This window comes from Streptomyces sp. NPDC048696 (assembly GCF_043198895.1).
Lineage (GTDB): Bacteria > Actinomycetota > Actinomycetes > Streptomycetales > Streptomycetaceae > Streptomyces.
Genome location: NZ_JBICVJ010000006.1, coordinates 156,445 through 180,789, shown reverse-complemented (window position 1 = coordinate 180,789; position 24,345 = coordinate 156,445). Strand labels below are relative to the sequence as shown.

The 24,345-nt window shown below is 70.5% G+C and carries 26 protein-coding genes and 1 pseudogene; 12 read left to right on the top strand and 15 right to left on the bottom strand.

What is annotated here, in order from left to right; translation table 11 throughout:
• Positions 1-53 precede the first annotated feature (53 nt).
• Entirely contained in the window at positions 54-695 is a 642-nt protein-coding gene (locus tag ACGFRG_RS14760; protein WP_393263957.1) for a helix-turn-helix domain-containing protein, read from the top strand.
• Between the two features lie 2 nt (positions 696-697).
• Positions 698-2,044, top strand: coding sequence for an MFS transporter (locus ACGFRG_RS14755; protein WP_393264411.1), 1,347 nt, complete (start codon positions 698-700; stop codon positions 2,042-2,044).
• A 19-nt stretch (positions 2,045-2,063) separates the two neighbouring features.
• Here the strand turns inward: ACGFRG_RS14755 and ACGFRG_RS14750 are convergent, their stop codons facing one another.
• Both ACGFRG_RS14750 and gcl read right to left on the bottom strand, forming a co-directional pair.
• A complete protein-coding gene (locus ACGFRG_RS14750; protein ID WP_188278760.1) occupies positions 2,064-2,285 on the bottom strand; it encodes a hypothetical protein in 222 nt (73 codons plus the stop codon).
• Positions 2,286-2,592: 307 nt separating this feature from the next.
• Positions 2,593-4,374, bottom strand: a complete 1,782-nt coding sequence (gene gcl, locus ACGFRG_RS14745; protein WP_393263955.1) for a glyoxylate carboligase — start codon at positions 4,372-4,374, stop codon at positions 2,593-2,595.
• A 649-nt stretch (positions 4,375-5,023) separates the two neighbouring features.
• Between gcl and ACGFRG_RS14740 the strand changes: the two genes are divergently transcribed.
• A complete protein-coding gene (locus ACGFRG_RS14740; RefSeq protein ID WP_361420104.1) occupies positions 5,024-5,707 on the top strand; it encodes a hypothetical protein in 684 nt (227 codons plus the stop codon).
• 166 nt (positions 5,708-5,873) lie between these two features.
• Entirely contained in the window at positions 5,874-6,644 is a 771-nt protein-coding gene (locus ACGFRG_RS14735) for a TIGR04222 domain-containing membrane protein (RefSeq protein WP_393263953.1), read from the top strand.
• Positions 6,645-6,708: 64 nt separating this feature from the next.
• Here ACGFRG_RS14735 and ACGFRG_RS14730 read toward each other — a convergent pair whose 3' ends face one another.
• Both ACGFRG_RS14730 and ACGFRG_RS14725 read right to left on the bottom strand, forming a co-directional pair.
• Positions 6,709-8,316, bottom strand: a complete 1,608-nt coding sequence (locus ACGFRG_RS14730; RefSeq protein WP_393264408.1) for an AMP-binding protein — start codon at positions 8,314-8,316, stop codon at positions 6,709-6,711.
• Between the two features lie 26 nt (positions 8,317-8,342).
• Positions 8,343-10,058: an AMP-binding protein gene (locus ACGFRG_RS14725; protein ID WP_393263951.1), complete on the bottom strand. Its 1,716-nt coding sequence runs from the start codon at positions 10,056-10,058 to the stop codon at positions 8,343-8,345.
• Positions 10,059-10,385: 327 nt separating this feature from the next.
• On the opposite strand from ACGFRG_RS14725, the gene ACGFRG_RS14720 reads away from it, so the two are divergent.
• Positions 10,386-10,832 (top strand): SAV_915 family protein, encoded by a 447-nt coding sequence (locus tag ACGFRG_RS14720; RefSeq protein WP_361419893.1) that lies wholly within the window; start codon positions 10,386-10,388, stop codon positions 10,830-10,832.
• Between the two features lie 15 nt (positions 10,833-10,847).
• On the top strand, positions 10,848-12,179 hold the full coding sequence (gene lysA, locus ACGFRG_RS14715; protein ID WP_393263949.1) for a diaminopimelate decarboxylase: 1,332 nt from the start codon (positions 10,848-10,850) through the stop codon (positions 12,177-12,179).
• Between the two features lie 38 nt (positions 12,180-12,217).
• On the opposite strand, the gene ACGFRG_RS14710 is transcribed toward lysA, so the two are convergent.
• On the bottom strand, positions 12,218-13,366 hold the full coding sequence (locus ACGFRG_RS14710) for a winged helix DNA-binding domain-containing protein (protein ID WP_393263947.1): 1,149 nt from the start codon (positions 13,364-13,366) through the stop codon (positions 12,218-12,220).
• 461 nt (positions 13,367-13,827) lie between these two features.
• Here ACGFRG_RS14710 and ACGFRG_RS14705 point away from each other — a divergent pair, with 461 nt between their 5' ends.
• Positions 13,828-15,135 carry a CorA family divalent cation transporter gene (locus ACGFRG_RS14705; protein ID WP_393263945.1) on the top strand — a complete coding sequence of 436 codons (1,308 nt, stop codon included), beginning with the start codon at positions 13,828-13,830 and terminating at the stop codon, positions 15,133-15,135.
• 56 nt (positions 15,136-15,191) lie between these two features.
• Here ACGFRG_RS14705 and ACGFRG_RS14700 read toward each other — a convergent pair whose 3' ends face one another.
• From ACGFRG_RS14700 to ACGFRG_RS14675, 6 genes are all read right to left on the bottom strand, one after another.
• Positions 15,192-15,410: a hypothetical protein gene (locus ACGFRG_RS14700; protein ID WP_393263943.1), complete on the bottom strand. Its 219-nt coding sequence runs from the start codon at positions 15,408-15,410 to the stop codon at positions 15,192-15,194.
• A 393-nt stretch (positions 15,411-15,803) separates the two neighbouring features.
• Positions 15,804-16,163, bottom strand: coding sequence for an ANTAR domain-containing protein (locus tag ACGFRG_RS14695; RefSeq protein WP_361424932.1), 360 nt, complete (start codon positions 16,161-16,163; stop codon positions 15,804-15,806).
• A gap of 317 nt (positions 16,164-16,480) precedes the next feature.
• Entirely contained in the window at positions 16,481-16,729 is a 249-nt protein-coding gene (locus ACGFRG_RS14690) for a hypothetical protein (protein ID WP_393263941.1), read from the bottom strand.
• Entirely contained in the window at positions 16,726-17,019 is a 294-nt protein-coding gene (locus ACGFRG_RS14685; RefSeq protein WP_393263939.1) for a DUF5994 family protein, read from the bottom strand. The genes ACGFRG_RS14690 and ACGFRG_RS14685 overlap by 4 nt, the downstream gene beginning before the upstream one ends.
• Positions 17,020-17,477: 458 nt before the next feature.
• Positions 17,478-17,645: a hypothetical protein gene (locus ACGFRG_RS14680; protein ID WP_361424926.1), complete on the bottom strand. Its 168-nt coding sequence runs from the start codon at positions 17,643-17,645 to the stop codon at positions 17,478-17,480.
• Positions 17,646-17,679: 34 nt separating this feature from the next.
• Positions 17,680-18,036 carry a PRC-barrel domain-containing protein gene (locus ACGFRG_RS14675; protein ID WP_393263937.1) on the bottom strand — a complete coding sequence of 119 codons (357 nt, stop codon included), beginning with the start codon at positions 18,034-18,036 and terminating at the stop codon, positions 17,680-17,682.
• Between the two features lie 594 nt (positions 18,037-18,630).
• Between ACGFRG_RS14675 and ACGFRG_RS14670 the strand changes: the two genes are divergently transcribed.
• Both ACGFRG_RS14670 and ACGFRG_RS14665 read left to right on the top strand, forming a co-directional pair.
• On the top strand, positions 18,631-18,993 hold the full coding sequence (locus tag ACGFRG_RS14670) for a PRC-barrel domain-containing protein (RefSeq protein ID WP_393263935.1): 363 nt from the start codon (positions 18,631-18,633) through the stop codon (positions 18,991-18,993).
• 440 nt (positions 18,994-19,433) lie between these two features.
• Positions 19,434-20,288, top strand: a complete 855-nt coding sequence (locus ACGFRG_RS14665) for a hypothetical protein (RefSeq protein ID WP_393263933.1) — start codon at positions 19,434-19,436, stop codon at positions 20,286-20,288.
• Between the two features lie 160 nt (positions 20,289-20,448).
• On the opposite strand, the gene ACGFRG_RS14660 is transcribed toward ACGFRG_RS14665, so the two are convergent.
• The 4 genes and pseudogenes from ACGFRG_RS14660 to ACGFRG_RS14645 form a co-directional block, all read right to left on the bottom strand.
• Positions 20,449-20,853, bottom strand: coding sequence for a DUF1003 domain-containing protein (locus ACGFRG_RS14660; RefSeq protein ID WP_361424913.1), 405 nt, complete (start codon positions 20,851-20,853; stop codon positions 20,449-20,451).
• Positions 20,854-21,052: 199 nt separating this feature from the next.
• Positions 21,053-21,538 carry a hemerythrin domain-containing protein gene (locus ACGFRG_RS14655; protein WP_393264405.1) on the bottom strand — a complete coding sequence of 162 codons (486 nt, stop codon included), beginning with the start codon at positions 21,536-21,538 and terminating at the stop codon, positions 21,053-21,055.
• A gap of 171 nt (positions 21,539-21,709) precedes the next feature.
• Positions 21,710-21,889, bottom strand: a pseudogene (locus ACGFRG_RS14650) (ANTAR domain-containing protein); the annotation flags it as partial.
• 92 nt (positions 21,890-21,981) lie between these two features.
• Positions 21,982-22,251 carry a hypothetical protein gene (locus ACGFRG_RS14645; protein ID WP_361424910.1) on the bottom strand — a complete coding sequence of 90 codons (270 nt, stop codon included), beginning with the start codon at positions 22,249-22,251 and terminating at the stop codon, positions 21,982-21,984.
• A gap of 665 nt (positions 22,252-22,916) precedes the next feature.
• Between ACGFRG_RS14645 and ACGFRG_RS14640 the strand changes: the two genes are divergently transcribed.
• The 3 genes from ACGFRG_RS14640 (at position 22,917) to ACGFRG_RS14630 (ending at position 24,331) form a co-directional block, all read left to right on the top strand.
• Positions 22,917-23,087 carry a hydrophobic protein gene (locus tag ACGFRG_RS14640; RefSeq protein ID WP_393263931.1) on the top strand — a complete coding sequence of 57 codons (171 nt, stop codon included), beginning with the start codon at positions 22,917-22,919 and terminating at the stop codon, positions 23,085-23,087.
• A gap of 195 nt (positions 23,088-23,282) precedes the next feature.
• On the top strand, positions 23,283-23,900 hold the full coding sequence (locus ACGFRG_RS14635) for a hypothetical protein (RefSeq protein ID WP_393264403.1): 618 nt from the start codon (positions 23,283-23,285) through the stop codon (positions 23,898-23,900).
• Positions 23,900-24,331 (top strand): hypothetical protein, encoded by a 432-nt coding sequence (locus tag ACGFRG_RS14630; RefSeq protein WP_361424901.1) that lies wholly within the window; start codon positions 23,900-23,902, stop codon positions 24,329-24,331. The genes ACGFRG_RS14635 and ACGFRG_RS14630 overlap by 1 nt, the downstream gene beginning before the upstream one ends.
• The last annotated feature ends 14 nt before the right edge of the window (positions 24,332-24,345 follow it).

Sequence of the window (24,345 nt, the reverse complement as noted above, 5' to 3'; positions counted from 1 at the left end):
TTCTTCTCGAAGAACCCTTCGCGAAGAAGTCTTTGCGGTCTATCCTGCGTGGCATGGTCGACTCAAGTGACAAGCACATAGCGGGCATTGGGGCGAGCGACGCTGTCGTCCTGGATGCGAAGGGGCTGCGCGCCATGGCGCATCCCGTACGAGTGCAGCTGGTCGGGCTGCTGCGGCGGCACGGGCCCTCGACGGCCACGCGGCTGGCCGAGCGGCTCGGGGTCAATTCCGGTACGGCCAGCTATCACCTGCGCCAGCTCGGCGCGGCGGGGTTCGTCGAGGAGGACGTCGAGCGCGGGAACGCACGGGAGCGCTGGTGGCGTTCGGTGCATCAGACGACGTGGTTCGACGAGTCGGAACTGGCCGAGCGGGAGCCCGAGGCCGCGCTGACGTATATGCAGTCCGTGGCCACCACGTACGCCCAGCGCGCCCAGCGCACGATCAACGAGCTCGCCACCATGCCCGCTTCCTGGCGGTCCACCTTCGACATGAGCGACTGGACGCTGCAGCTCACGGCGGAGGAAGCCACGTCCCTCGACGAGGAGTTGAGGGCCGTCATCAACCGCTACCGGCGCGCCGCGCCAGAGGGTGCGGCCGATGCCCCCGAGCACTCCGAACGCGTCTCCGTCGTCGTGCACATCCTGCCCGACCCCGATGAACACGCCCCGCGGGAGCCGGGACCGGAGGCGTCGTGACGGTGGCCGCGGCGGCGTCGGAACGGATATCCGGCGAGCGGTCCTTACGGCCGCTCGGTGGCGTACTCGCGGCGATGGCCGTCTCGTTGACCGGCACCCGGATCTCCGCCATCGCCCTGCCCTGGTTCGTACTCGCCACCACCGGCAGCGCCACCCGGACCGGGCTGGTGGCGTTCTGCGAGATGGTCCCCTACGTCGTGGCCAAGGCGTTCACCGGGCCACTGGTGGACCGGGCCGGGCCACGTTCCGTTTCGTGGGTGACCGACGTGGTCAGCGCGAGCGCCGTCGGCGCGGTCCCGCTGCTGCACGCCCTCGACATGCTGTCCTTCTGGCCACTGCTGGTTCTCGTCGCGGTGATCGGCGCGGCGCGCGGTCCCGGCGACCTGGCCAAGGAAGTCATGGTTCCGGAGGCGGCCGAACGCGCGCTGATACCGCTGGAGCGGGCCGCCGGGCTGACCGGTGTGACCGAACGGCTGGCTGCCACGGTCGGTCCGGCGATCGGGGGCGCGACCGTGGCGCTCGTCGGCCCGCTCGCCGCTCTCACCGCCGACGCGGTGTGCTTCGCGTCGGGCTCCGTGATCATCGCTCTCGCCCTGCCCCGGCGGAGCGCGCACGTCTCACCGGCGGCGGAAGGGCCTCCCGAGCCCGGCTACTGGAGCCGCTTCGGGGACGGGTTCCGGTTCCTGCGGCAGGAGCCGCTGCTGCTCACGATCACCGTCACGGTCGGCATCCTCAACCTGCTGGACGCGGCGTTCAGCACGCTGCTCATGCCGGTCTGGGCCCGGGAGTCCGGCCACGGCCCGTCCGTGATCGGCCTGACCGGCAGCGTGCTGGGGATCGCCGCGGTGGGCGGCAGTCTGATCGCCGCCGCGGTGGCTCACCGGATGCGGCGCCGACTGGTGTTCTTCGGGGGCTTCCTGGTCGCCGGAGCGCCGAGGTTCCTCGTGCTGGCCGCCGGCGCCCCGATGTGGGCGGTGCTCGCGGTGTTCGCCGCGAGCGGGTTCGGCATGGGGTTCCTCAACCCGATCCTGGGGGCCATCACCTTCGAGCGGGTGCCGCGTCCGCTGCTGGGCCGGGTCAACGCCCTGGGCGACTCGCTGGCCTGGGCCGGTATCCCCCTGGGCGGGCTGATCGCCGGGGCGGGCGTGGCCTCCTTCGGGCTCACGGCGGTCCTGCTGGTGGCCGCGGCCGCGTACGTCCTCACCACGACCGTGACCGCGCTGCGGCCCCAGTGGCGGGAGATGGACCGGGTGCGCGCGAGCGGCAGCACCCCGGCTCCGGGTCTGGCTCCGGCTCCGGCTCCGGCGACAGAACAAGGCCCCGACCCGCTGACGCGGACGGAGCCCTGATCGTATGGCCTGCCTCGCCTCAGAGGCGGTGCATGCGTGTGTAGGGGCTCAGGATGCGTGCGCGCCGGGAGCCGAAGTCGACGAGCATGGCGACTCCGTCCTCGACGCCCACGATCCTGCCCAGGCCGAACTGGTCGTGGGAGACCCGGTCGCCCAGTTCGAAGGTCTTGGCCTGCGGGTCGACCGGAGCTTTGAAGGGACTGGTGGGCAGGTGGCGCCTCGGCGCGGACGGCTGCGTCATGGTCCTACCAGTATGCGCCGTCGCGGCCCGTCCCACTGGCCTTCACTCGTCTCGGATTCGACACGATTGGCCTGTGGGCCCAGTGACGCCGGGCTCGGGGCGGGTCGGGAACGGGCGCGAATGGGCAGATGGTGCATCGCGGGCGGCTTTCCTTCGGGGTGAACGCTAACGAGTGAACGGCGACGGCTCCGGTGCCACCCCCCACGGGAAACACCGGAGCCGTCGGTCTTACGGGCGAGCTCGCTCACGTAACGGCACGTACCGGATTCGTACGTACGTGACGTACAAATCCGTTACATACGGAGTGTTACGACTTCTGCAGCGGGCGGATCGCCGTCGGGGCGTGGCCCGGCTCCGTCGCGAGCTCCTCGAACTCGTTGATCGCGTCGATCTTCACGCCCATCGAGATGTTGGTGATCCGCTCCAGGATCGCCTCGACGACGACCGGGACGCGGTACTCCGCGGCCAGCTTCTTGGCCTCCTCGAAAGCCGGGAGCAGCTGGTCCGGCTCGGTCACGCGGATCGCCTTGCAGCCCAGGCCCTCGACGACCTTGACGTGGTCGACGCCGTAGACGCCCAGCTCCGGGGAGTTGATGTTCTCGAACTCCAGGTTGACCTGGAAGTTGATGTCCAGGCCGCGCTGGGCCTGGCGGATCAGGCCCAGGTAGGAGTTGTTCACGAGGACGTGGACGTACGGGATGTTGTGCTGCGCGCCGACCGCCAGCTCCTCCAGCATGAACTGGAAGTCGTAGTCGCCGGAGAGGGCGACGACCGGGGTCTCCGGGTCGGCCGTGGCGACACCCAGCGCGGCCGGGATGGTCCAGCCGAGCGGGCCGGCCTGGCCGCAGTTGATCCAGTGGCGCGGCTTGTAGACGTGCAGCATCTGCGCGCCGGCGATCTGGGAGAGGCCGATGGTGGTGACGTACCGGGTCTCCGGGCCGAAGGCGCGGTTCATCTCCTCGTACACGCGCTGCGGCTTCAGCGGGACGTTGTCGAAGTGCGTACGGCGCTGGAGCCGCGCCTTGCGCTCCTGCGTCGACGCCGCCCAGGCGCTGCGGTCGGGCAGCCTGCCCGCGGCCTTCAGCTCCTTGGCCACCTCGACGAAGAGGGTGAGCGCGGCCTTGGCGTCCGAGGCGATGCCGTAGTCCGGCGCGAAGATCTTGCCGATCTGGGTCGGCTCGATGTCGACGTGGACGAACTTGCGGCCCTTGGTGTAGACGTCCAGTTCGCCGGTGTGGCGGTTGGCCCAGCGGTTGCCGATGCCGAGGACGAAGTCGGACTCCAGGAAGTTCGCGTTGCCGTAGCGGTGCGAGGTCTGCAGGCCGACCATGCCGGCGTTCAGCTCGTGGTCGTCGGCGAGGATGCCCCAGCCCATCAGGGTGGGGATGACCGGCGTGCCGGTCAGCTCGGCGAACTCGACGAGCAGGTCGGACGCGTCGGCGTTGATGATGCCGCCGCCCGCGACGATCAGCGGCCGCTCGGAGTCGAGCAGGAACTGAATCGCCTTCTCGATCTGGGCGCGGGTCGCGGCCGGCTTGTAGACCGGCAGCGGCTCGTACGTGTCCGGGTCGAAGTCGATCTCGGTGAGCTGGACGTCGATCGGCAGGTCGATGAGGACCGGGCCGGGGCGGCCGGAGCGCATCAGGTGGAAGGCCTGCTGGAACACGCCCGGGACCTGCGCGGCCTCCAGGACGGTGGTCGCGGCCTTGGTCACCGGCTTGGCGATGCTCGCGATGTCGACCGCCTGGAAGTCCTCCTTGTGGAGCTTGGCGACCGGCGCCTGGCCCGTGATGCAGAGGATCGGGATCGAGTCGGCGATCGCCGAGTACAGGCCGGTGATCATGTCGGTGCCGGCGGGGCCGGAGGTACCGATGCAGACGCCGATGTTCCCGGCGTTGCTACGCGTGTACCCCTCGGCCATGTGGGACGCGCCCTCGACGTGGCGGGCCAGCGTGTGCTTGATGCCGCCGCCGGCCTTGAGGGCCGCGTAGAAGGGGTTGATCGCCGCGCCCGGCACGCCGAACGCGTTGGTGACGCCTTCGCGCTTGAGGATCTCAACTGCCGCTCGGGCAGCGGTCATACGAGGCATGGAGTGCTCCTGCTTCGGCCTGGCGGAGTCGGGCTCTGTCGCGCCACCTGAGAGCCTTGATTCCGTAATGCGGAAGTTTAGTTCTGCGATATGGAAGAAACATAGGGGGCGTACGCAGGCGCGTCAAGGGATCCCCGAAGTCGCCTCCCGCACGGCCCTCAGTGGAGGACGATGGGCGGATCGGGCAGGCGAGCGCGGGGTGAAGGGCATGAGCGACGGGGTGGACGGCGGGGGTGGCTTCGGCGGGGCCGGCGGTCCTGGGGGCGTCGGAGGCGGGGACGGCTTCGGCCGCGGTGAGAGTGCGGGAGGCGTCGGAGGCGGGGACGGCTTCGGCCGCGGTGAGAGTGCCGGGGGCATCGGCGACGGGCCCGGCTTCGGGCTCGGTGAGGGTGCGGGAGGCGTCGGAGGCGGGGACGGCTTCGGGCTCGGTGAGGGTGCCTGGGGCATCGGCGACGGGCCCGGCAGCGGCCAGGCCGAAAGCACGGGAGGCGTCGGCGACGGGCCCGCGAGCAGCCGGACCACAGGCCCAGGAGGCCCCGGCGGCAGCCGAAACGGTGGTCCCGGCAACGCCGGCGGCGCGGGCAGCGGCGGCCCCGGTGGTGGGTATCGGTCGCCCCGGCCCGGCGTCAGGCGTGGCGACGGTGTCCCCGTGCGGTGTCCCGCCTGTCGGCGTGAGCACCGGTACACGCCGACCTCCTACCCCTGCCCCTGCGGCGCCCCGCTCGCGCCCCCGCTCGCGCGCGGCGGGGCGCCCGAGCCGATTACTCATCGCACCTGGAACGAGGACTGGGTCGTCGTGCGCTGCGGGGTCTGCGGGCGGGAGGACCAGTGGCCGCAGCCCGAGCTCGGGTGCTCGTGCGGCACGGTGCTGCGGATCCCCGTACGGCCGGTCACCGCGCCGCCCGTCCCGCTGCCGGTCCACATCCCGGTCCCGCCGACCGCCCCGCCCCCGCGTACGGCGTTCCACCCGGTGACCATCCGTACCGCCCGGGACGCGGTGACCGCGGCGGCGCTCTATCTGAAGTGGCTCGGGTTCCGCGACGTACTGCAGTCCGAGGCGCGCCCCGCCTCCGGGATCGATCTGCGCGGGCCCGGCCTGGTCGCGCAGGTCGATCCGACGACGCGCCCGGCCTCGCTGCGGGCCGTGGAGTGCCTGTGGCTCAACGGGCTCAGCAACTCGTCCACCAGCGTGTACTTCTCGCTCGCGGGCTACACCAAGGACGCCCGCACCCGTGGCGACGAGCTGCGCATCCCGCTCTTCGTCATGGACCTCACCGGCACCCCGCAGCCCGTGAACGACGCTGCCGACGAGCTCATCGTCACCGGACCGTGAGCCCGTGAGTCAGAAGGATCTCCCAGCCCCCCTCGGCCCCCGCCCCGGACCCGGACCCGGACCCGTCAAAGCTCAAATCAAGCTCTGAAAACCGGCCCTGCCGCTTCGCCCCTCCCCCCTGCGGGGACATTCCCCCCACGGGCACCCTCGGGGGAGGCGGACGGCCATGTGGTGGTTCATCGGGGCGGCGGGCATCCAACTGATCATCGCGGCGGCACTGCTGCGCCCCGCCCCGGCCCGGCGTGCCACGCTCGACGCCGTGGCCGCCGCGTGCGTGCGGGGCGGGCCCCGCGCGGCCGTGACCGTGGCGCTCGCCGGGCTCCATCTGAGCGGCACGGTGGACGCCGACCCCGACCGCCCCGGCGCCGTATCCGTACGCGTCGACGAACTTCCCGTACGGCTGCCCGATCCGCTGCAGCACGCCGTCGCCACCTCCCTGCGGACGCCGATGGACGTACGGGCGATCATCGCGCGGCCCAGGGTGCGGCAGGCCGTCGGCAACCTGCTCGACGGCCTCACCGCCGACGGCCTGCTGCGCCGCCGTGCGCGATGGACCGCCGCCCAGATCCTGCTCGCGGCCGTCCCGCTGAACCTGATCACCGCCGTGGTGTTCGGTCCGCGCCACCCCACCGTCACTCAACTCGCCGTCACCGCACTGGCGTTGACCGGTGCCACCGCGCTGTTGTGCCTGCCCCGCCGCACCCCGGCCGCGCACGCGCTGCTCGTCTCGTTGCGCGCCGCGCACCCGCTGCCCATGACCCGGCCCCGGCCTCCCGACGGGGAGATCCTGATGCTCGTGGCCCTGCACGGCGACCGCGCCCTGGCCCAGTCGCTGCCCCGGTTCGCCCGGGAGGCGGGGCTCCTGGCCAGGGGCGGCGGCGAACACGGCGGCCGCAACCCGCTGCGCCAGGTTGTCCCGCCCAGCCCGCACACCTGAGCCGAACCGTCGACCAGCTGAACAGCCGAGCAGCCGACCAGACGAACAGCCACGCGCGCCCCGACTACTCCCCGTACCCCTCCCTCAGCTCCACCTTCCGCACTTTTCCGCTCACGGTCATCGGGAACTCGCGCAGAATCCGCAGCCGCCGCGGCACCTTGTAGTGCGCCAACCGGTCGCGGCAGAAGGCGGTGAGGTCGTCGAGCGTGGGCGGGTCGGCGGGGTCGCGCGGGATGACGCAGGCCAGGATCTCCTCGCCGTACCTCTCGTCCGGCACGCCCACCACCTGCACATCCGCGATCTTCGGGTGCGCGTACAGGAATTCCTCGATCTCGCGCGGATAGACGTTCTCGCCACCTCGGATGATCATGTCCTTGATGCGGCCGACGACCTGTACGTAACCGTCCTCGCGCAGCACGGCCAGGTCGCCCGTGTGCATCCAGCGCCCCGCGTCGATCACCTCGGCGGTCCGCTCCGGCTCGTCCCAGTAGCCGAGCATCACGCTGTATCCGCGGGTGCACAGCTCGCCCGCCTCGCCGCGCGGCAGAGTGACACCGGTCGCCGGATCCACCACCTTCACCTCGATGTGCGGCATCACCCGCCCCACCGTCCCCGTCCGGCGCTCCAGATCGTCGTCACGGCGGGTCTGGGTGGACACCGGGGACGTCTCCGTCATGCCGTAACAGATGGACACCTCCGCCATGTTCATCTCGGCGACGACCCGCTTCATCACCTCCACCGGACACGGCGAACCGGCCATGATCCCGGTGCGCAGCGAGGACAGATCGTACGAGGCGAAGTCCGGGAGGTTCAGCTCGGCGATGAACATCGTCGGGACCCCGTACAGCGAGGTGCACCGCTCCTGCTGGACTGCCCGCAGCGTCGCCGCCGCGTCGAAGGACGGCGCCGGGATGACGACGCACGCGCCGTGCGAGGTGGCCGCGAGGTTGCCCATCACCATGCCGAAGCAGTGGTAGAACGGCACCGGCACACAGATCCGGTCCCGCTCGGTGTACGCGATCGACTCCCCCACGAAATACGCGTTGTTGAGGATGTTGTGGTGGGAGAGCGTCGCCCCCTTGGGGAAGCCGGTGGTGCCCGAGGTGTACTGGATGTTGACCGGGTCGTCGCACGTCAACTCAGCCTCCCGCGAGATGAGTTGAGCGCCCGTCACCTCTTCCGCGTCGGCCAACAGCGCGTCCCACGACTCGTCGCCGATGTAGTGCACCGACCGCAGCTCCGGGCACTGCGGGCGCGCCTGCTCGACCAGCGCCCGGTAGTCGCTGCCCTTGTGCCGCTGCGAGGCGAAGAGCACCGAGATCCCGGCCTGCTTCAGTACGTACGCGAGCTCGTGCGCCCGGTACGCCGGGTTGATGTTCACCATGATCGCGCCGATCCGGGCGGTCGCGTACTGCACGAGCACCCACTCCGGACAGTTCACCGCCCAGATGCCGACCCGGTCGCCCTTCGCGACCCCGGCGGCGAGCAGAGCGCGCGCCAACTCGCCTACGGACGCGGCGAATTGGATGTAGGTCCAGCGCCGGCCCGACGCCATGTCGACCAGCGCCTCGCGCTCGCCGTACAAGGCGACCGCCCGGTCCAGGTTGCGTCCGATCGTGTCGCCGAGCAGCGGCGTATCACTCGTGCCGTGGCTGTACGAGAGGTCCGGCACGGCGGGTTCCGTCATCCCAGGTCCCGTCACCGCAGGTCCCCCTCGTCGTACTCGGCCGTCGAACCGGCCGCCGTCGCCTCCCGCAGTTCGATACGGCGGATCTTCCCGGACACCGTCTTGGGCAGCTCGCCGAACTCGATCCGGCGGATCCGCTTGTACGGCGCGAGGACCGCCCGCGAGTGCGCGAAGAGCACCTTCGCGGTGTCCGGGCCGGGCTCCCAGCCCTCCGCGAGCACGATGTACGCCTTCGGAACGGCGAGGCGCAGCGGGTCGGGCGCGGGCACGACGGCCGCCTCCGCCACGGCCTCGTGCTCCAGGAGCGCGCTCTCCAGCTCGAACGGCGAGATCTTGTAGTCGGACGCCTTGAAGACGTCGTCGGCGCGCCCGATGTAGGTGATGTAGCCGTCGGCGTCGCGGGCGCCGATGTCGCCGGTGCGGTAGTAGCCGCCGGCCATCGACTCGGCGGTACGTTCCGGGTCGCCGTGGTAGCCGGTCATCAGGCCGACCGGGCGGGCGGACAGGTCGAGCGCGATCTCGCCCTCGGCCGCACCGGGCGCGCCCGTCACCGGGTCCAGGAGCTCCACCGTGTAGCCGGGGCTCGGCCGCCCCATCGAGCCCGCCTTCAGCAACTGCCCGGGCGTGTTGGCGACTTGGACGGCCGTCTCGGTCTGCCCGAAGCCGTCCCGGATCACCCGGCCCCACTCCCGCCGGACCGTCTCGATGACCTCGGGGTTGAGCGGTTCACCGGCAGCGACGACCTCGCGCGGCGGGTTCCGCAGCGCGCCGAGATCCGCCTGGATCAGCATCCGCCACACCGTCGGCGGCGCGCAGAAGCTGGTGACGCCCGCCGCGTCCATCGCGGACATCAGCCGGACCGCGTCGAAACGCGTGTAGTTGTGGATGAAGACGGTCGCCTCGGCGTTCCACGGGGCGAACAGATTCGACCAGGCGTGCTTGGCCCAGCCGGGCGAGGAGATGTTCAGGTGCACATCGCCGGGCTTGAGCCCGATCCAGTACATGGTCGCCAAGTGCCCGATCGGGTACGACACATGGGTGTGCTCGACGAGCTTGGGCCGGGCGGTCGTCCCGGAGGTGAAGTAGAGCATCAACGGGTCGTCGGCCCGGGTCACACCGTCGGGCTCGAACGACGCGTCCATCCCGTACGCGTCGTCGAAGTCCAGCCACCCGGGAACGGGGGCGTCGGCGGCTCCCCCGGAGCCCGGAGCGGCACCCTGCGACCGCACCGCGATCCGCGTGTACTCCCCCGGCACCTCCCCGAACTTCCCGGTGTCCTCGGCCCGCACGACGACGTGCCCGGCCCGCCCCCGCTCGATCCGGTCGCGCAGGTCCGCCGGGCCCAGCAGGGGCGTGGCCGGGATGACGACCGCGCGCAGCTTCATCGCCGCGAGCGCGGTCATCCACAGCTCCTGCTGGTTGCCGAGCATCACGACCACCCGGTCCCCGGCCCGTACGCCCTGGGCTCGAAGCCAGTTGGCGACCTGGTCGGAGCGCAGCGACATCTCGGCGTACGAGAGGACGGTCTCACGGCCGTCCTCCTCGACGATGTGCAACGCGGTCGCGGCGTTGCCCTCGGCGATCACGTCGAACCAGTCGAGTGCCCAGTTGAAGTGCTCGGGGCGCGGCCAGGCGAACCCCTGACAGGCCGTCGCGTAGTCGTCCCGGTGCTCCAGCAGAAAATCCCGCGCGGCCCGGAACTCCTCCGTGGCGCCGTGTGTGTCCATATGCCCTCCTCGTTGACCTGGCCTCTCTCTACCATCCTGGAGACCTCGCCGCCGTCCGGGGAAGGCGGCGAACCCTACTTGTCCGGCGACGGTCACGACGTAGCCGAGCTGCCGCGGTTCCCCACGGGGTCTCCAACCAGGGGTTTCGCCCGGCCCGGCCCGGCGGCGGAAAGGGGCGGCGCTAGAGAGCCGTCAAAGTCGGGCGGCACGGAGTCAGCGCCGCGTCAGGACGCGACGCCGGGGCCCGGGCGCGGGCATAGCGTCGAAATCGCCGCGGCCAACGGCTTCGGCATCGAATGCCTCGAACTCCCACCGGAGGGCACCACCATGGACAGCCTCACCATCGACGACGTCGCCGACGCGGACCCCGACGAACGCCGCCCGGCAGGGCCCTTGTACGTGCCGGTTCGGCTCGGCTCTGCCGGAGGAGAGCAACTGCGCTTCGTGCGCACACCACTCGGTGTACGGACCGCCGTCGGCTTCACCAGCCCGGAGCGGCTGTGCGCGGTGCTCGGGCGCGAGCAGCGCTGGATCAGGCTGGCCGAGCCCGCGCTGCGCGCGCTCGCGGCACCGCTCGGGGTGACCACCGTGACGGTCGACCCGCAGCTCACGGCCCCGGCACCGACGACCGTACGAAAGCGTCGGGAGCCCGTCGAGCAGCCCTGCGCCCGCCGCTCCCGACTGCACCCGGACACGGTCGGCGTGCTCCGCGTGACGGGCGCGGCCGCCGCCGTCTGGACCGCCGTCACCGCGATCCACGCTTTCGTCGACTGAGGGAGACACCTCCGCATGACCACTGAACCCGACCTTTTCGTACGGGAGTTGAGCGCGCCCTCGGTGTGGCCCGACTCCGCCGTGAGCGCGCCCGGCGGCGATGTCGCCCTCGGCGGCGTATCCCTCGCCGAGCTGGCCGAACGGCACGGGACGCCCGCGTACGTACTCGACGAGGAGGAAGTACGGTCGCGGGCGCGGGCCTGGCGGCGGGCGCTGCCGGACGCCGATATCGTCTATGCCGCGAAGGCGTTCGTGTCGCGGGCGGTCGTCGACTGGATGGCCGAGGAGGGGCTTGGCCTCGACGTCTGCTCGGCGGGCGAACTGGAGCTCGCCGCCACCCGCGGCTTCCCGCCCGAGCGCGTCGTGATGCACGGCAACGCCAAGTCCCCGCAGGACCTGCGCACCGCGCTGCGGCTGGGCGTGGGCCGGATCGTGATCGACTCGGACTGCGAGATCGCGCGGATCGCGGCCCAGGTGCCCGGTGCCGAGGCCCAGCGCGTGCTGGTCCGCGTACTGCCCGGCATCGAGGCGGGCGCGCACCGCAAGATCCAAACCGGTTCCGAGGGACAGAAGTTCGGCCTCTCCATCGCCAACGGCGACGCGGAGGACGCCGTGGCACGCGTCCTCGGCCAGCCCGAGCTCGAACTCACCGGACTGCACTGCCACTTGGGCTCGCAGATCGCCTCGCCCGAGCCGTACGGGGAGGCGGTGCGCCGACTGGTCGCCCTGCTGGCCCGCATCCGCGACCGGCACGGCGTGACCCTGCCCGAGCTCGACCTGGGCGGCGGTTTCGCGGCGGCGTACCTGCCGGGCGACCCGGCGCCGCCTCCGGCCGCGTACGCCCGCCGGATCACCGAGGAACTGGACCGCGCCTGCGCCGAGTTCGGCGTACCGACGCCCCGGCTGACCGTGGAGCCGGGCCGCTCGATCATGGCTCCGGCCGGGGTCGCGCTGTACCGGGTGCTCTCCGTGAAGCGCTCCGGTGCGCAAGTGTTCGTCGCCGTCGACGGCGGCATGAGCGACAACCCGCGCCCGGCGCTCTACGGGGCTCGCTACACGGTCCGCATGGTCGGCCGCAGCACGGCCGCGCCGATGCGCACGACGACGGTGGTCGGCCGGCACTGCGAGGCGGGCGACATCCTGGCGCAGGACGTGGAACTGCCGGAGGACGTACGCCCCGGCGACATCCTCGCCGTACCGGCGTCGGGTGCGTATCAGGTGTCGATGGCGTCGGGCTACAACATGACCGGGCGGCCGCCGGTGGTGGCGGTGTCGCAGGGGCGGTCGCGTCTGCTGATGCGGCGGGAGACGTTCGAGGATCACCGGTCGCGGGATGTGGGGTTGTGAGGTGCGAGGTGGTGACGTGGTGAGGGACGTCCGGAGAGTCAGCCCATGACGTCCCCGAACCGGACGTCGTACGGGGTGGTGGCGTCGGTCATGTCGGAGAGCAGCCGACGCCCCTCCGCGGCCACCTCGTCACGGGCGGCTCGCCCGAGCGTCCCGAACGGCTGAACGGTGAGGCCGGTGATGACCTTCGTCTTCTTGTCCTCGTCGAACCGCCACACCCCCGCGAGGAAGCCGTCGACGAGGAGCGTACGGAAGGCCTGGTTGCCCTTCCAGGCGCGGCCCCAGTGCTCGGCCGGGATGACCCGGGTGCGGTCGGCGTGCGAGAGCAGCAGGTTGTCGAACTCGGGCAGGAAGCGGGGCGGCGCGGGCGTGTCGGCGTCCGGGCGGGGGGCGTCCGGCAGGTCGAAGAGCTCGACGCCGTTCTCGTCCCGGAAGGTCACGAGCCGGGGCCGCAGCCGCTCGAACACCTCACCCAGCCGGGTGAGCCCCGCCCAGGTCTGCATGTCCTTGACCGAGGCGGGGCCGAAGGCCGCGAGATAGCGCAGGACGGTGGAGTCCGGCGCCGGGACCGGCTCCGGGGCGCGCCCCAGCCAGTGCTCGGCGGTGGTCAGCGCGACCTGCCCACCGCGCCCCCACAGCCCGCGCGGAGTGACCTGCACCAGCGGCAGCACGCACCGCGCGGCGAGCGAGAGGGCTTGGCCCGACGCGTCCGGCCACTCCTTCAGGAGTACGTCCCGGATCTCCTTCATGGTGTACGGCCGCTCCTCGACCAGGGCGCGGACGACCTCGGCGAGCCGGTCCAGATCCACGCCCACCAGCCCGCCCCGGAACAGCTTGAGCTCACGGTCGCGGGCCGCCTGGACGAGCGGGCGCAGGGTGAGGGCGTCGTCGGCGGTGTGAAGGTGGATGGTCGAGCGGATGGTGACGATCCGGACGAGTTCACGCGCCTCGATCAGCGCGGAAAGGCTCTCCGGCCGAAACCCTTCGAGCCGGGCCCACAGCGCGAAGTACGGCGGCTTCACGTTCTGCGCCTGAAGCCCGACGAGGTGGGCCACCGCGTCCTTCGGAGTCAGGGCTGCCGTGCGGCGGAGCAGGTGCTGACGGTCGAGGGTGGCGCGGTTGAGTGCGCGGGGGGTGAGGAGGGGGGCGGTGGCGGGGCGCGAGGGGCGCGGCGTCTGCGGGGCCATACGAGGCACGTTATCGCCGATGGAGGACAGCTTCTGTCCTCGATGTGTCCTCGATGTGTCCTCAATGAGGGTGTGGTCCAGTGGTCCAGCAGGGGGTCGGGGAGGTCGGCCGGGGTCCCGGGCGTCCGGGGCGGGGGGGGAGGGCGACCGGGGGTCCGCGAGCGCGGCGTCCGGACCCGGGGTCCCCAGGCTCGTCGTCCCCGGACCCGGGGTCCCCAGCCTCGTCGTCCCCGGACCCGCAGCCCCGAGCTCGGCGTCCGGACCCAGGGCCCCCAGGCTCGTCGTCTGGACTGTCGGCCCCCAAACTCGCGCCCGGACCCAGGGCCCCCAAGCCCGGCGTCCGGAACGCCGAGCCTGCGGCATTTGATCCGTATATCCTGCTCCGAGACCGGGCAGCAGACGCATGCGCACTGGACGCGAACACGAACGCGCCGGAGCCGATGTCGCGCGGGAGGTGAGGCATGACCGACCGAAGGGCCAGGGCCCGAGGCGACGAGTCCGGACGCACGCCGCCGCAGCCTCCCGCAGGGGCGCAGCAACCCGCAGGAACACCGCAGGCGCAGCCGCCCTCCGGGGCGCCGCAGGCACAGCCACCTACGGGGACGCCGCAAGCGCAGCCGCCCTGGCGGACGCCGCGGGCGAAGAAGCACTCCTGGCGCCGCCAGCACGCGGCGCCACCGCCCCCGCCCGCACCCACGCCACCCGCGACCGGCTCACCGAACGCCCCCGGCCCCGTACGGGTCGAGCACCGCAGTGTCGTGGAGTCCGCGCTGTACCGGGACGGCCGCAGGGTGTCGTCCCCCGACACCCTCGCCGACACGTTCCGGCGGCTGCGCGAGACGCCCGACGGCATGGCATGGATCGGCCTGCACCACCCGTCCGAGGCTGAACTCCTCTCTCTGGCCGAGGAGTTCGACCTCCACCCGCTCGCGGTCGAAGACGCACTGGAGGCCCACCAGCGCCCCAAGCTCGAACGGTACGGCGAAACCCTCTTCGTGGTCCTGCGCGCCGCCCGCTACCTCGACGCCCCGGAGGAGGTCGACTTCGGCGAGCTGCACGTCTTCGTCGGCCGCGACTTCCTCATCACGGTCCGCCACGGCGCCGCCCCCGACCTGTCGGCGGTGCGCCGCCGCATGGAGGAGACCCCGGACCTGCTGGCCCTGGGCCCGGAGGCGGTGCTGTACGCGATCCTGGACGCGGTGGTGGACGGCTACGTCCCGGTCGTCTCCGGCGTCCAGAACGACATCGACGAGATCGAGACGGAGGTCTTCCGCGGCGACCCCGAGGTCTCCCGCCGCATCTACGAACTCTCCCGCGAAATAGTCGAGTTCCAGCGCGCCACCCGCCCCCTGGTGGGCATGCTCCACGCTCTGATGGCCGGCTTCGCGAAGTATGGCACGGACGAGGAACTCCAACGCTACCTCCGCGACGTCGCCGACCACGTCACCCACACCAGCGAACGCGTAGACGGCTTCCGCCAGGCCCTCACAGAAATCCTCACGGTCAACGCGACCCTGGTAACCCAGCAACAGAACGCCGAGATGCGCGCATTGGCGGAGGCGGGCTTCGAACAGAACGAGGAGATCAAGAAGATCTCGTCGTGGGCGGCGATTCTGTTTGCTCCCACGTTGGTGGGGACGATCTACGGGATGAACTTCGAGCGGATGCCCGAGCTGGGGTGGGCGTACGGGTATCCGTTCGCGATCCTGCTGATGGCGGGGGTGTGCGTCAGCTTGTACTTCATCTTCAAGCGGCGGCACTGGCTGTAGTCAGCAGCGCGAATTCGTTGATCAACTTCACAAACACGAACACCATGAAGGTACCTTCAGGTCCGCACGTCGGCGGCGAGACGGCTCAGGAAGCCCTCCCTGCTGTGGTACTCCTCGCCGGATTCCGCTCCGGTGGACTCCACATACAAGTCGGCCAGATCCTGTCGCTGGCCTTCGGCCTGCCAGCGGCTCAGACCGCGCAGGTACACGGCGTCGCCCATGGACGGCTCGTAGCCTTCCAGCTTCTGCGCCCGCCTCGGACCTGACCGGGGCATCACAGGCCTCCGCCCGGGCCGGGGGCGGTGTAGACGACGGGGGAGAGACAAGGGACGAGCATGGCGGCGCTCCCGATCTGGGCGTGCATGCGAGGGGAGGGATCAACGTCCGTTCCGACGGCCAGAGTTCCCGGCTCGGTCCCGGTCGATTCCGTCGAGGGACGCCGGACGGTCCGCTTCCGGCGGGCATCGTGGCCAACTGGCGTGCTGCCGCCGGGGTCTGGGACGTCTCTTCAGGAGCAGAGCCCCGGAACGTACTGGCGGCGGAGCGGAGTCCTGGGTTTGAGGATCGGGCGGCGGGCTACCCACCCGGATGTCCGACAGGCATGCCGGGACGATGGGCGCCGGCGGGTTGAAGACACAGCCCCCGGCGTCGCCGCACCGCAAGCGGCCTCACGCCGGCTCCGTCGACCGGCAGCGGCGCAGCGCAAGGCGCAGTGCGCGGCGCAGCGCAGTGGGAAGCGGCTCGCCCTCCGCGGTGGCGACCAGGGCGGTCGCCACATCACGGAGCTTGACGTTGCAGTGCTGCGACACCTCGACCAGCACGTCCCATGCCTTGCCACACGAACACGGCGCGAGAACCATCACCATGCCGCGTGCCTGGTCGATCGCGGCGCGGCTGTCCAGTGCCTGGCGCAACTGGGCACACTGGAGGCGTAGTTCGAGGACTTCCACAGTCAGCGCGGCGTCCCCCGCCGAGGCGAGGGGCACGGCGGAATGCTGTTCCTCGTGGATCGCGATCGCCTCGTGCACGGTGCACCCCCTGGTGCGGTCACCCGTGATGCCCGCGGTTCCGGTAGCCACAGAAAACCGGAATCGTCAGCGCGGTCCCACCACGATCACGGCGAGCCTCCCGGACGTGGAGCGGAACATCGCTGCCGCGGGACTGAGCTGCCGAGGACTGGGGCCTCGCCCAACAGCGTAGCCCTGCCCCATGGTTGCGGACACCTACCGATGTCGGCTCGGCATCTGTTCAGACCTCGATGACCACCCTTTCGTACGTCAACACCTCGGCACTGATTGGGCGTTGACGGGGTACTTGGCCCGGAGGTGACCGGCGGGGTGCGGTGTCAGGTACGGATGCGGTTACGGCCACGCGCCCTTCGGCGAAGGCGGTGGTGCGGGCGCAGTCGTCCGCGGCCGCCTTCACGGTGGTCGCGCCGCGCAGGGAGGCCGACCGGGTCGGTGAGTTCCGGCAGTAGGCGGCCGTACCACAAGGCGGAGAGGCGCTGGTTGAGCTGTGCGTTGCGCAGATGGATCACGAATGCCTCCAATGCGATCAGTCCAAGGATCGCCGCCCTGGTGACGAAGGTGGTCATGGGGCGCACCTCGCTGCCGGGTCGGCTGCCTTCGGGACGTGCACCGCAGGTGCGAGGGCGAGGGAGTGCCCGCCATCACGCGTCCGCTCCGTCTCGCCTTCGTCGAATGCCGCGGCCAGGGGCGGGAGTTCGAGGGAGAGGTCGCGCGTGCAGGGCCACCACGCGTCGTGGAGAGGGCCGGGGGTTCTGTCTGCCGGGGTGAAGGCCGGGCTGGCCTGTGGCGGGGATGAACCTGCGGAGGTGGCCGACACGGGCCCGGTGGTGGTCAAGCGGTCGAGGGTCGTTGTCATGGCGCGGACCCGTCCCCGGGCACGTGGTCCACGTGCCCGGCCCGGTGGTTCGCCGGGAACGGCACCAGCATGAACGCCAACGCGCGAAAAGCTCTCGGTGTTTTGAGACTACTCCGCGCACCGCCTTCTGCGGGCGGGCGCGGGCCTCCCGGTTTCCCCGGGACAGCCCCGCACCCACCAAACTGGTCCCCGGCGGCACGCATGAGTCCTGCCCCCTCTGCATCGTCCTCTCTGCTGACCCAGCGACAAACATCGACCAGCGCGACCGCGCGCGACGGCCTATCGCCCCACCGGCCGCTGGACCACCGGGAGTGGTCACACGCAGCATCCGCTCCGTCCCGCTCTGCTTCATTCACGAAGTCGGCGCCCGGCTCATTTCCGGGCAGCCCCGCCAGCATCGAGCTGCCGGTGGACCGGCCCGGAAGGACATCGGAAAGAGCCGGGGACCGCGCGTATGGTCAACGCACCCGGCGTCGGCCGGAGCGCCGCCAGCGCACGGCGAGATGGACCAGCGCGCCGGCGAACAGCACGATCGCGATGAACAGCAGATACAGCAGTCCGTGCGCGAGAACGCCGATGAAGCCGAGCACGATCGCCGCGATGACCAGGAGCAGGAAGAAGACCATGACGCGGATGCCTCCTCGGCCGATGCCAGGCGTTCTATCGGCGGGCGAGCTGCCGCTCACCGCCGTCACCGGGTTGGTAGGTCAAGCCGTAGTGCGCGAAGACCGCCGCTTCGTCCTCGGCGGGCAGCACGTCGTCCGTGCCGATCGCCGGGCACTTCTTCACCAGCGCCTTCTCGTAGGCGACTTTCACATAGCCCGGCCCGACGATCGCGCCGTCCAGGGGTACGAAGACCAGGCGGTGCCGCGTGGGCAGTCCGACCTGCACCGTGGCCATCGCCGGCTGATCGGTACGGGTGTCCACATAGACCGCTTCCAACGAGCCGATCCTGTGCCCGTCCGGGTCGACGACGCCCTGAGTACGCCACTCACGGATATCCGCAGCCTGGATCATCCTCAACCCCTACGCCCTCGACGGTGACTCCGGGTTCACTACTCAAGTCTGCTACCGCCCGTCCACCTGCACCATAGGACGGGAAATCAATCGAAGGCGTCCGCCCAGTCCAGCACATCCCCGGCAAATTGCGGCGTCCGCGATGCCGGCGTCGCGGAGCCATTGACAGGGCATGCGGCGCGGCATTGAGTGGCGGACAGGGCGCTGGGCCATGACGCTCCGGGATTTCCGGGCGCGACCCACCGCCGCTCGCTTCGCCGGGACCCCGCGGAACGCAGAGTGCACTCCTGCGAACCGGAGGTTCGGCCATGCTTCTCTGGATCGTTCTGATCGTGCTGGTCCTGGCGTTGTTGGGTTCGGCTTCACCCTGCACGTCCTGTGGTACGTCGCCGTGGTGCTGCTGGTTCTGTGGGTCGTCGGATTCTTCATGCGCGGCCGTATGGGCTCGGGCCGCTCCGCCGCAGAGGAAGGGCCGCCGCGAACAGGCCGGTGATGATCTGAAGCAGGCTGGAGAGAAGGCCAAGGACGGCTTCCGGCGCTGAACACCGATCGAGCGTCCCATTCACCCAGAACTACTCGCGAAGGAGCACCTCCGTGGACGAGAACGTGTGGGTATACCGGCCGGTGGCCGCCTACCAGTCCGGCATGGATCTGACCGGCTTCAAGGTCGAGGCGAGTGACGGCAGCATCGGCAAGGTCGACAAGCACTCCGAGGACGTCGGCGCCGCGTACATCGTCGTCGACACCGGAACATGGATCTTCGGCAAGGAAGTCCTCCTGCCGGCCGGGGTCGTGGTGCGCGTCGACCCGAAGGAAATGAAGATCTACGTCGACCGCACCAAGGACCAGATCAAGAACGCACCCGAGTTCGACAAGGAGAAGCACCTCGGCAACCCGGACTACCACCAGCAGCTGGGCAGCTACTACGCGCACCCGCGTCCGCGACCAATGTTGTAGGGCGACCGGCCTCCCCGCCGGAACCGCGCCCCGGGTGCCCGGCTCCACTGGCCGGACACCTGCCGTCGGCCGGGCAGGTAACGCCACAGTCCTTGCCGCCGACCGATGCGGCCGGCCGCGGTAGAGGTCGCGGACGCCGGAACTGGTCCCCTCAGGAGATGCACCCGCGCACTCCGTCGGCGAGGTCGCGCACATCCTCGCGCGGGGCCGGTCCGGTTCGGGGCTGCCAATCGCCGGACGGCCTGCAACAGCCACCGGCTGCCCCACCCGTCACCCGGCAACCGGCCACATGGGCCCCGCAGGGAACAGGGACTGCCGTGTGAACAGCTCGGGGCGTCTCCTGGGGGTGCAGCATGGAGGGAGGTGAGAATTTCAGCTCCCCCGGGTGACAGCTCCAGGAGCTCCACCGCGCTGAGCTTCACAGTCGAGACGGAACGCAGATGCCTGTTCAGAGGTACACGGCACAGGAAATCGTCCGCAAGAACGTGCAGCGGAAGGCCACCGGGATGACCCGCGAGCAGGTGGCGGCGGAGACCAGGACGGCGCAAGGCTGGGAGCGCCGGACCGAGCGGGGTCCGCAGGAGCTGGGAGGGCTGGAGCCGGGGCGGTTGGAGGCGCTGCGGCTGGCGCGGTGGAAGCATACGGAGTGGCGCCGGATCGGCTCTGTGATGACCGAGGAGGCGATGGACCTCTACACGCCGGAGCGTGATTCCAGGGTCCAGGAGATGGAGCTCCGGCGCCTGGAGAGGGTGGCGGCCGAGGCTGAGGCTGCGGAGCAGGAGGGACGGGGGCCGGTCAAGGTCGAGGAGAACCGGGTCTACCGGGTCGTGGCGGAACGCATCAGCGCCTCCCTTCCTGGTGTCTCGTCCATCACCGTGCACCTGGAGGCGCCGTCGGTGGCCGAGGCCGCAATGTTCGCCCTGCGGGAAAATGAACGGGAGGACGGACTGTACGGAGTCGGCCGGTACCGGATCATCCGCGTGGAAGAGGACCTGCTCGGCGCCGATGGCGAGCTGGAGGCACTGCGGGCCTTCGTCCAGCGTGCCGCGCGCTCGGCTCGCGCCCACAGCACCGCGCGCCGCCGGGCCCTGGAGGCGCTCGGGGAAGCCGGGAACCTGTGCAACGCCACCACGGTCCACTCCCCCTCCGGGGTCAGGCTCACCTGCACCCGGGAAGCCGGCCACTACAACCCACAGGACCCACCGGCCCGCGGCCGCCCGGGCGGATGGCACATCGCGGACGCCACCACATGGACCGACGACGAAGCGGAGTCCACCCCGCACCGGCCCGCCTGACCCCCGCCCGATGATTCCCGGCTGCCGCCCACCGGTTGGCCCGGAACCGCTTCATCGGCACGACCCTCCGGTTGGGGTGGACCGGAAGATGCAGCGGCTTCGGGCTGTGACCGGCCGCGTTGCAATCCGCCGAGGCTTGCTGCCGGACCGAGGGGACGGGCTACTGCTCCTCGGGTTCAGCCATCAGCCGACGGTGGAGTTCGGCGGTCATCGTGTGGATGGCCCGGGTCAGCTCGGTGTTGGTCTTGAGCTCCAGTTCCTGCTCGACGAAGTCGTGATCGGCTTTGGCCCGCTGGAACTCCGCCTGCCGATTCTGGCCGATCATGACGAACGTAGACAGGAAGATCGCCTCCAGGGACACGACGAGGGTCAGCGTGGGCCACGGGTCAGTCTCCACGAACAGCATCCAGACCGCGAAGCCGACCGCATGGAGATACACGAACACCATTGAGCCTGCGAACTTGGTGATCGCATCAGCGATGCGCAGCTGGATGTCACCGGCACGGCTGGATTGATGGGCGACGACGACCGGGTGGTGCCGCGTCGCGCTGTCGGGTTCACTCATCCGCTCCTGCCCGCTTCCCTGAGTCGGCGCTGCCGCTGTACCTGATGGGGCTGGATGATGTCAGACAGTCCGAGGGACAGTCTGCCTGTACTCCTCGGACCGCGCACAGGATCAGCCGAACTGGTCGTCCCGGTGGGCCGGTTGGACGGCTCACCGGCCGCAGCGGCCAGGCGGCAGCCATCGCGCTGGGCGGGGGCGGTCAGTGCTGCACGATGCTGCGGACGTGGTCGATGTTCCCGCAGTCCGCGGCCAGATACTTCTCCCGCTGCTTGGTGAAGGCTTCGCCCAGCTCGGCGCGGCGTGCGTCGGGGACGCTCTCCCGGGCGCCGTTGAGGATGGTGCGCTCCTCCTCATCGACGTGGTGGGAAACCGCTTTGGCGAGCCCCTCCAGCTTCTCGTCCCACACCTGGGAGCCGACCTCGGTGACTTCCAGGAGCGCCAGCAGTGCCTCGTTGCCCTCGGCATGCTGGGCCACACCATGTTCTACTTCGCCGTTGTCGACCTTCTTGAACCGCTTCAGCGCCGGGTACACCTCTCTCTCCTCCGCCTGCCCGTGGGCGACGAGCAGCGCGGCGAACAGCTTCAGCGCGCCGGCCCGGTCCGCCTCCACGCTGCGCATCCGCTGGAACAGGCCCTCCATGGTGCGGTGGTCCTTGAGGAGCACGGCGACAACATCCTGGTCCATCGGCACGGTGCTCTCCCCGGCTCGAAGAACTGACAGCTCCTGGGGTGCCGGCCGCAGGGCAGGTGGCTCCTCATGGCCGCTCGGCGCATGAAGGCGGCGCAGGGCATGACGTAATGCATGCTGCATGTCCGCGGGCAGCGCCTTGTCCTCAGCGGTGGCGACCAGGGCCGCGGCGACATCCCGGAGCTTGGCGTTGCAGTGCTGCGACACGTCCACGAGCAGGTCCCAGGCTCTCTCGCCGGAGCACGGCGCCATCACCGTCAGCATGCCTCGCGCCTGGTCGATCACCGCACGACCGTCCAGATCCCGTTGCAACTGCTCGGACTGGGCACGCAGTTCGAGGACTTCCACCACCAGCGCCGCGTCTCCTGCCCAGGTGATGGACGCCGTCCCGAGTTCCTCATGAACCGTGATCTCATCCCGCACGGCGTCCCCTGACACGGTCACCCGTGATGCTCGCGGTCGCGGCGGTCCTGGCGGAGCCACCGACCCCGGCGCTGGCGGTCGTACCGGCGCTCCCACCGGTCCTCGCGGTCCCGGTAGTCACGGTAGTTCCGGAACCCGGCATCACCCCCGCGGTCCCATCCGCCGTATCCACCTCGTCCGTAACGGAAGAGACCGAAGACCACCACAGCGCCAAGCACCCACCACAGGGCATTCACGAATCCGAGACCGAAGAGGGCCATGACCAGAAGAACGAGCAGCACGATCATGGCGGACCTCCGAGCGCGAAAGGATCATCGCAACCGGGGACTGGGGCCTGGCTCAACAGTCTAGTCCTGTACGGAGGTTGCGGATACCCAGCGTTGGCGGCTTGACGTCTGTTCAGAGAATACGGGCGGCGCTAGCGTGCGCGGCGCGGCCCAGAACCCGGGCAGCGCCGAGCAGTTACCGCGCCCCCCTTTCCGGAGCGCACCGCGCACATCGGCGCCGACCCTCGCACCCTGTTCCCGACACGGCCTCGATGCGCCTCATCCGGGCGGTACCGGCAGCACTCCACTGCCACCGGCCCGCGCGCCATTCCAGACAACAGGCGGTACCCATGTACGCGCTACTGTTCCCCGTTCTGGCACCCTTCGTCCTGCTCGCCATGCTCATGGGCCTGTCCTGGTGGGAGGACCACCTACTGCCGTCGCCGACGCCGACACCGGATGAAGCCGCCGCCGAGCCCGTGCGAGCACCCGCCGTCTTGGTTCCGGATCGTGAACCGGCCCGTATTGCTGTTGCGTTGACAGGGCAGGGCGCCCGGAGTTGACTGGCACGTACGGCGTCGGGCTATGCCGTTCCGGATCCCCCGGACGACGCGCCCCCCGTTCTGTTTCGCCCGGACCCCGCGGAGAACAGGGCTTGCGGCCCTGTAACTGCTGGAGGCCCCGCCATGATCGTCCTCATTCTCCTTCTCCTGCTCGTCCTGCTGCTGCTCGGGGTCGGCTTCGCCATGCACGTCCTGTGGATCGCCGCAGCCGTCCTGCTGATCTTCTGGATCCTCGGCTTCTCCCGCCACCACCGCAATGGCGGCGGACGCCGGTACGCCTGGAACCGCCGGTAGGCGGAACGGGCCGTCGGCCCCGCGCACGCAGGAAGACCAAGGACGCTTTCGAGCGTCGCCCCTGACAGCCCCGGGCGGCGCCCACGTTGCGTGGGCGCCCCCCGGCAGGCATGCACACAAGCACCGGTCGGCAGGAGCTGACGGAATGCAGCAAGACACCTTCAGAGCCACACAGCAGAGAGGCACGTCATGTGGATGTTCGCCATCGTGGTGATCGCCGTGGTTGTCGTGATCGTGGCCGCAGTCCTCTTCATCGGGTTCGGCCAACGCGGTGGCGAGCGCGGGCTGAAGCGCCGCTTCGGCCCCGAGTACGGCCGCGCCCTGGCCCACCACAACGGCAATGCCAAAGCCGCTGAGCAAGAACTCGGCGAACGCGTACGGCTGTACGGATCCCTCAAGGAGCAGCGGCTTCCGCCCGAGGCCCGCGAGCAGTACGTCGCCCAATGGGCCCAGATCCAGGAGCAGTTCGTCGAGTCGCCGCACAAGGCGGTCGCCGAGGCCGACGCGCTCCTGGCCCGGCTGGCCGAGGACCGGGGATTCCCGGGCCGGGAGCAGTTCGACGAGCAACTGGCCGCGCTCTCCGTCCACCACGCCGACCAGGTCCACGGCTACCGCGACATGCACACAGCGGTCCGCGGCCAGAGCAGCACCGAGGAGATGCGCGAGGCCATGGTCGAGGCCCGCGGCCTCTTCTCCGCACTGGCCACCGACCAGGCAGCCGACTCGGGCCGACACCGCACGCAGTCCCCCGGCGACCACGCCCAAACGCCCACCACACACGGCCGACACCAAGCAGAGGGAAGTGGCACGTAATGCTGTACGACTCCGAACGCGCGAGGCAACCCGCGGCCGAAGGCCCGGATCTCGCCAAGCAGCACGCCCCGCAGACAACCGGACCACAACCGTCCCGGGCACCAGGCGAACCGTTCACCGGCGCCGCCAACCCCGCCCGCACCCGCGCCGCGGGCTCGGAGCAGCGGCTGCTGCCGGCGGGCGAACGGGACAAGCTGGCCGTCCGCCTCCAGCAGGCCGTCAACAACTTCGTCGACAGCCCACGTCACGCGGTGGAGGAGGCCGACGGCACCGTCGACGAGATGGTCACCCTCCTGACGAACGCCCTCGCGGAACGGCGACGCACCCTCCGCGCGAACTGGCAGAGCCAGGACACCCAGGCAGAGACCGAGGAACTGCGCGTCGCTCTGCAGCAGTACCGCGAGACCGCGGAGCGGCTGCTGGCCATCTGAGCAATCGCGGCCTC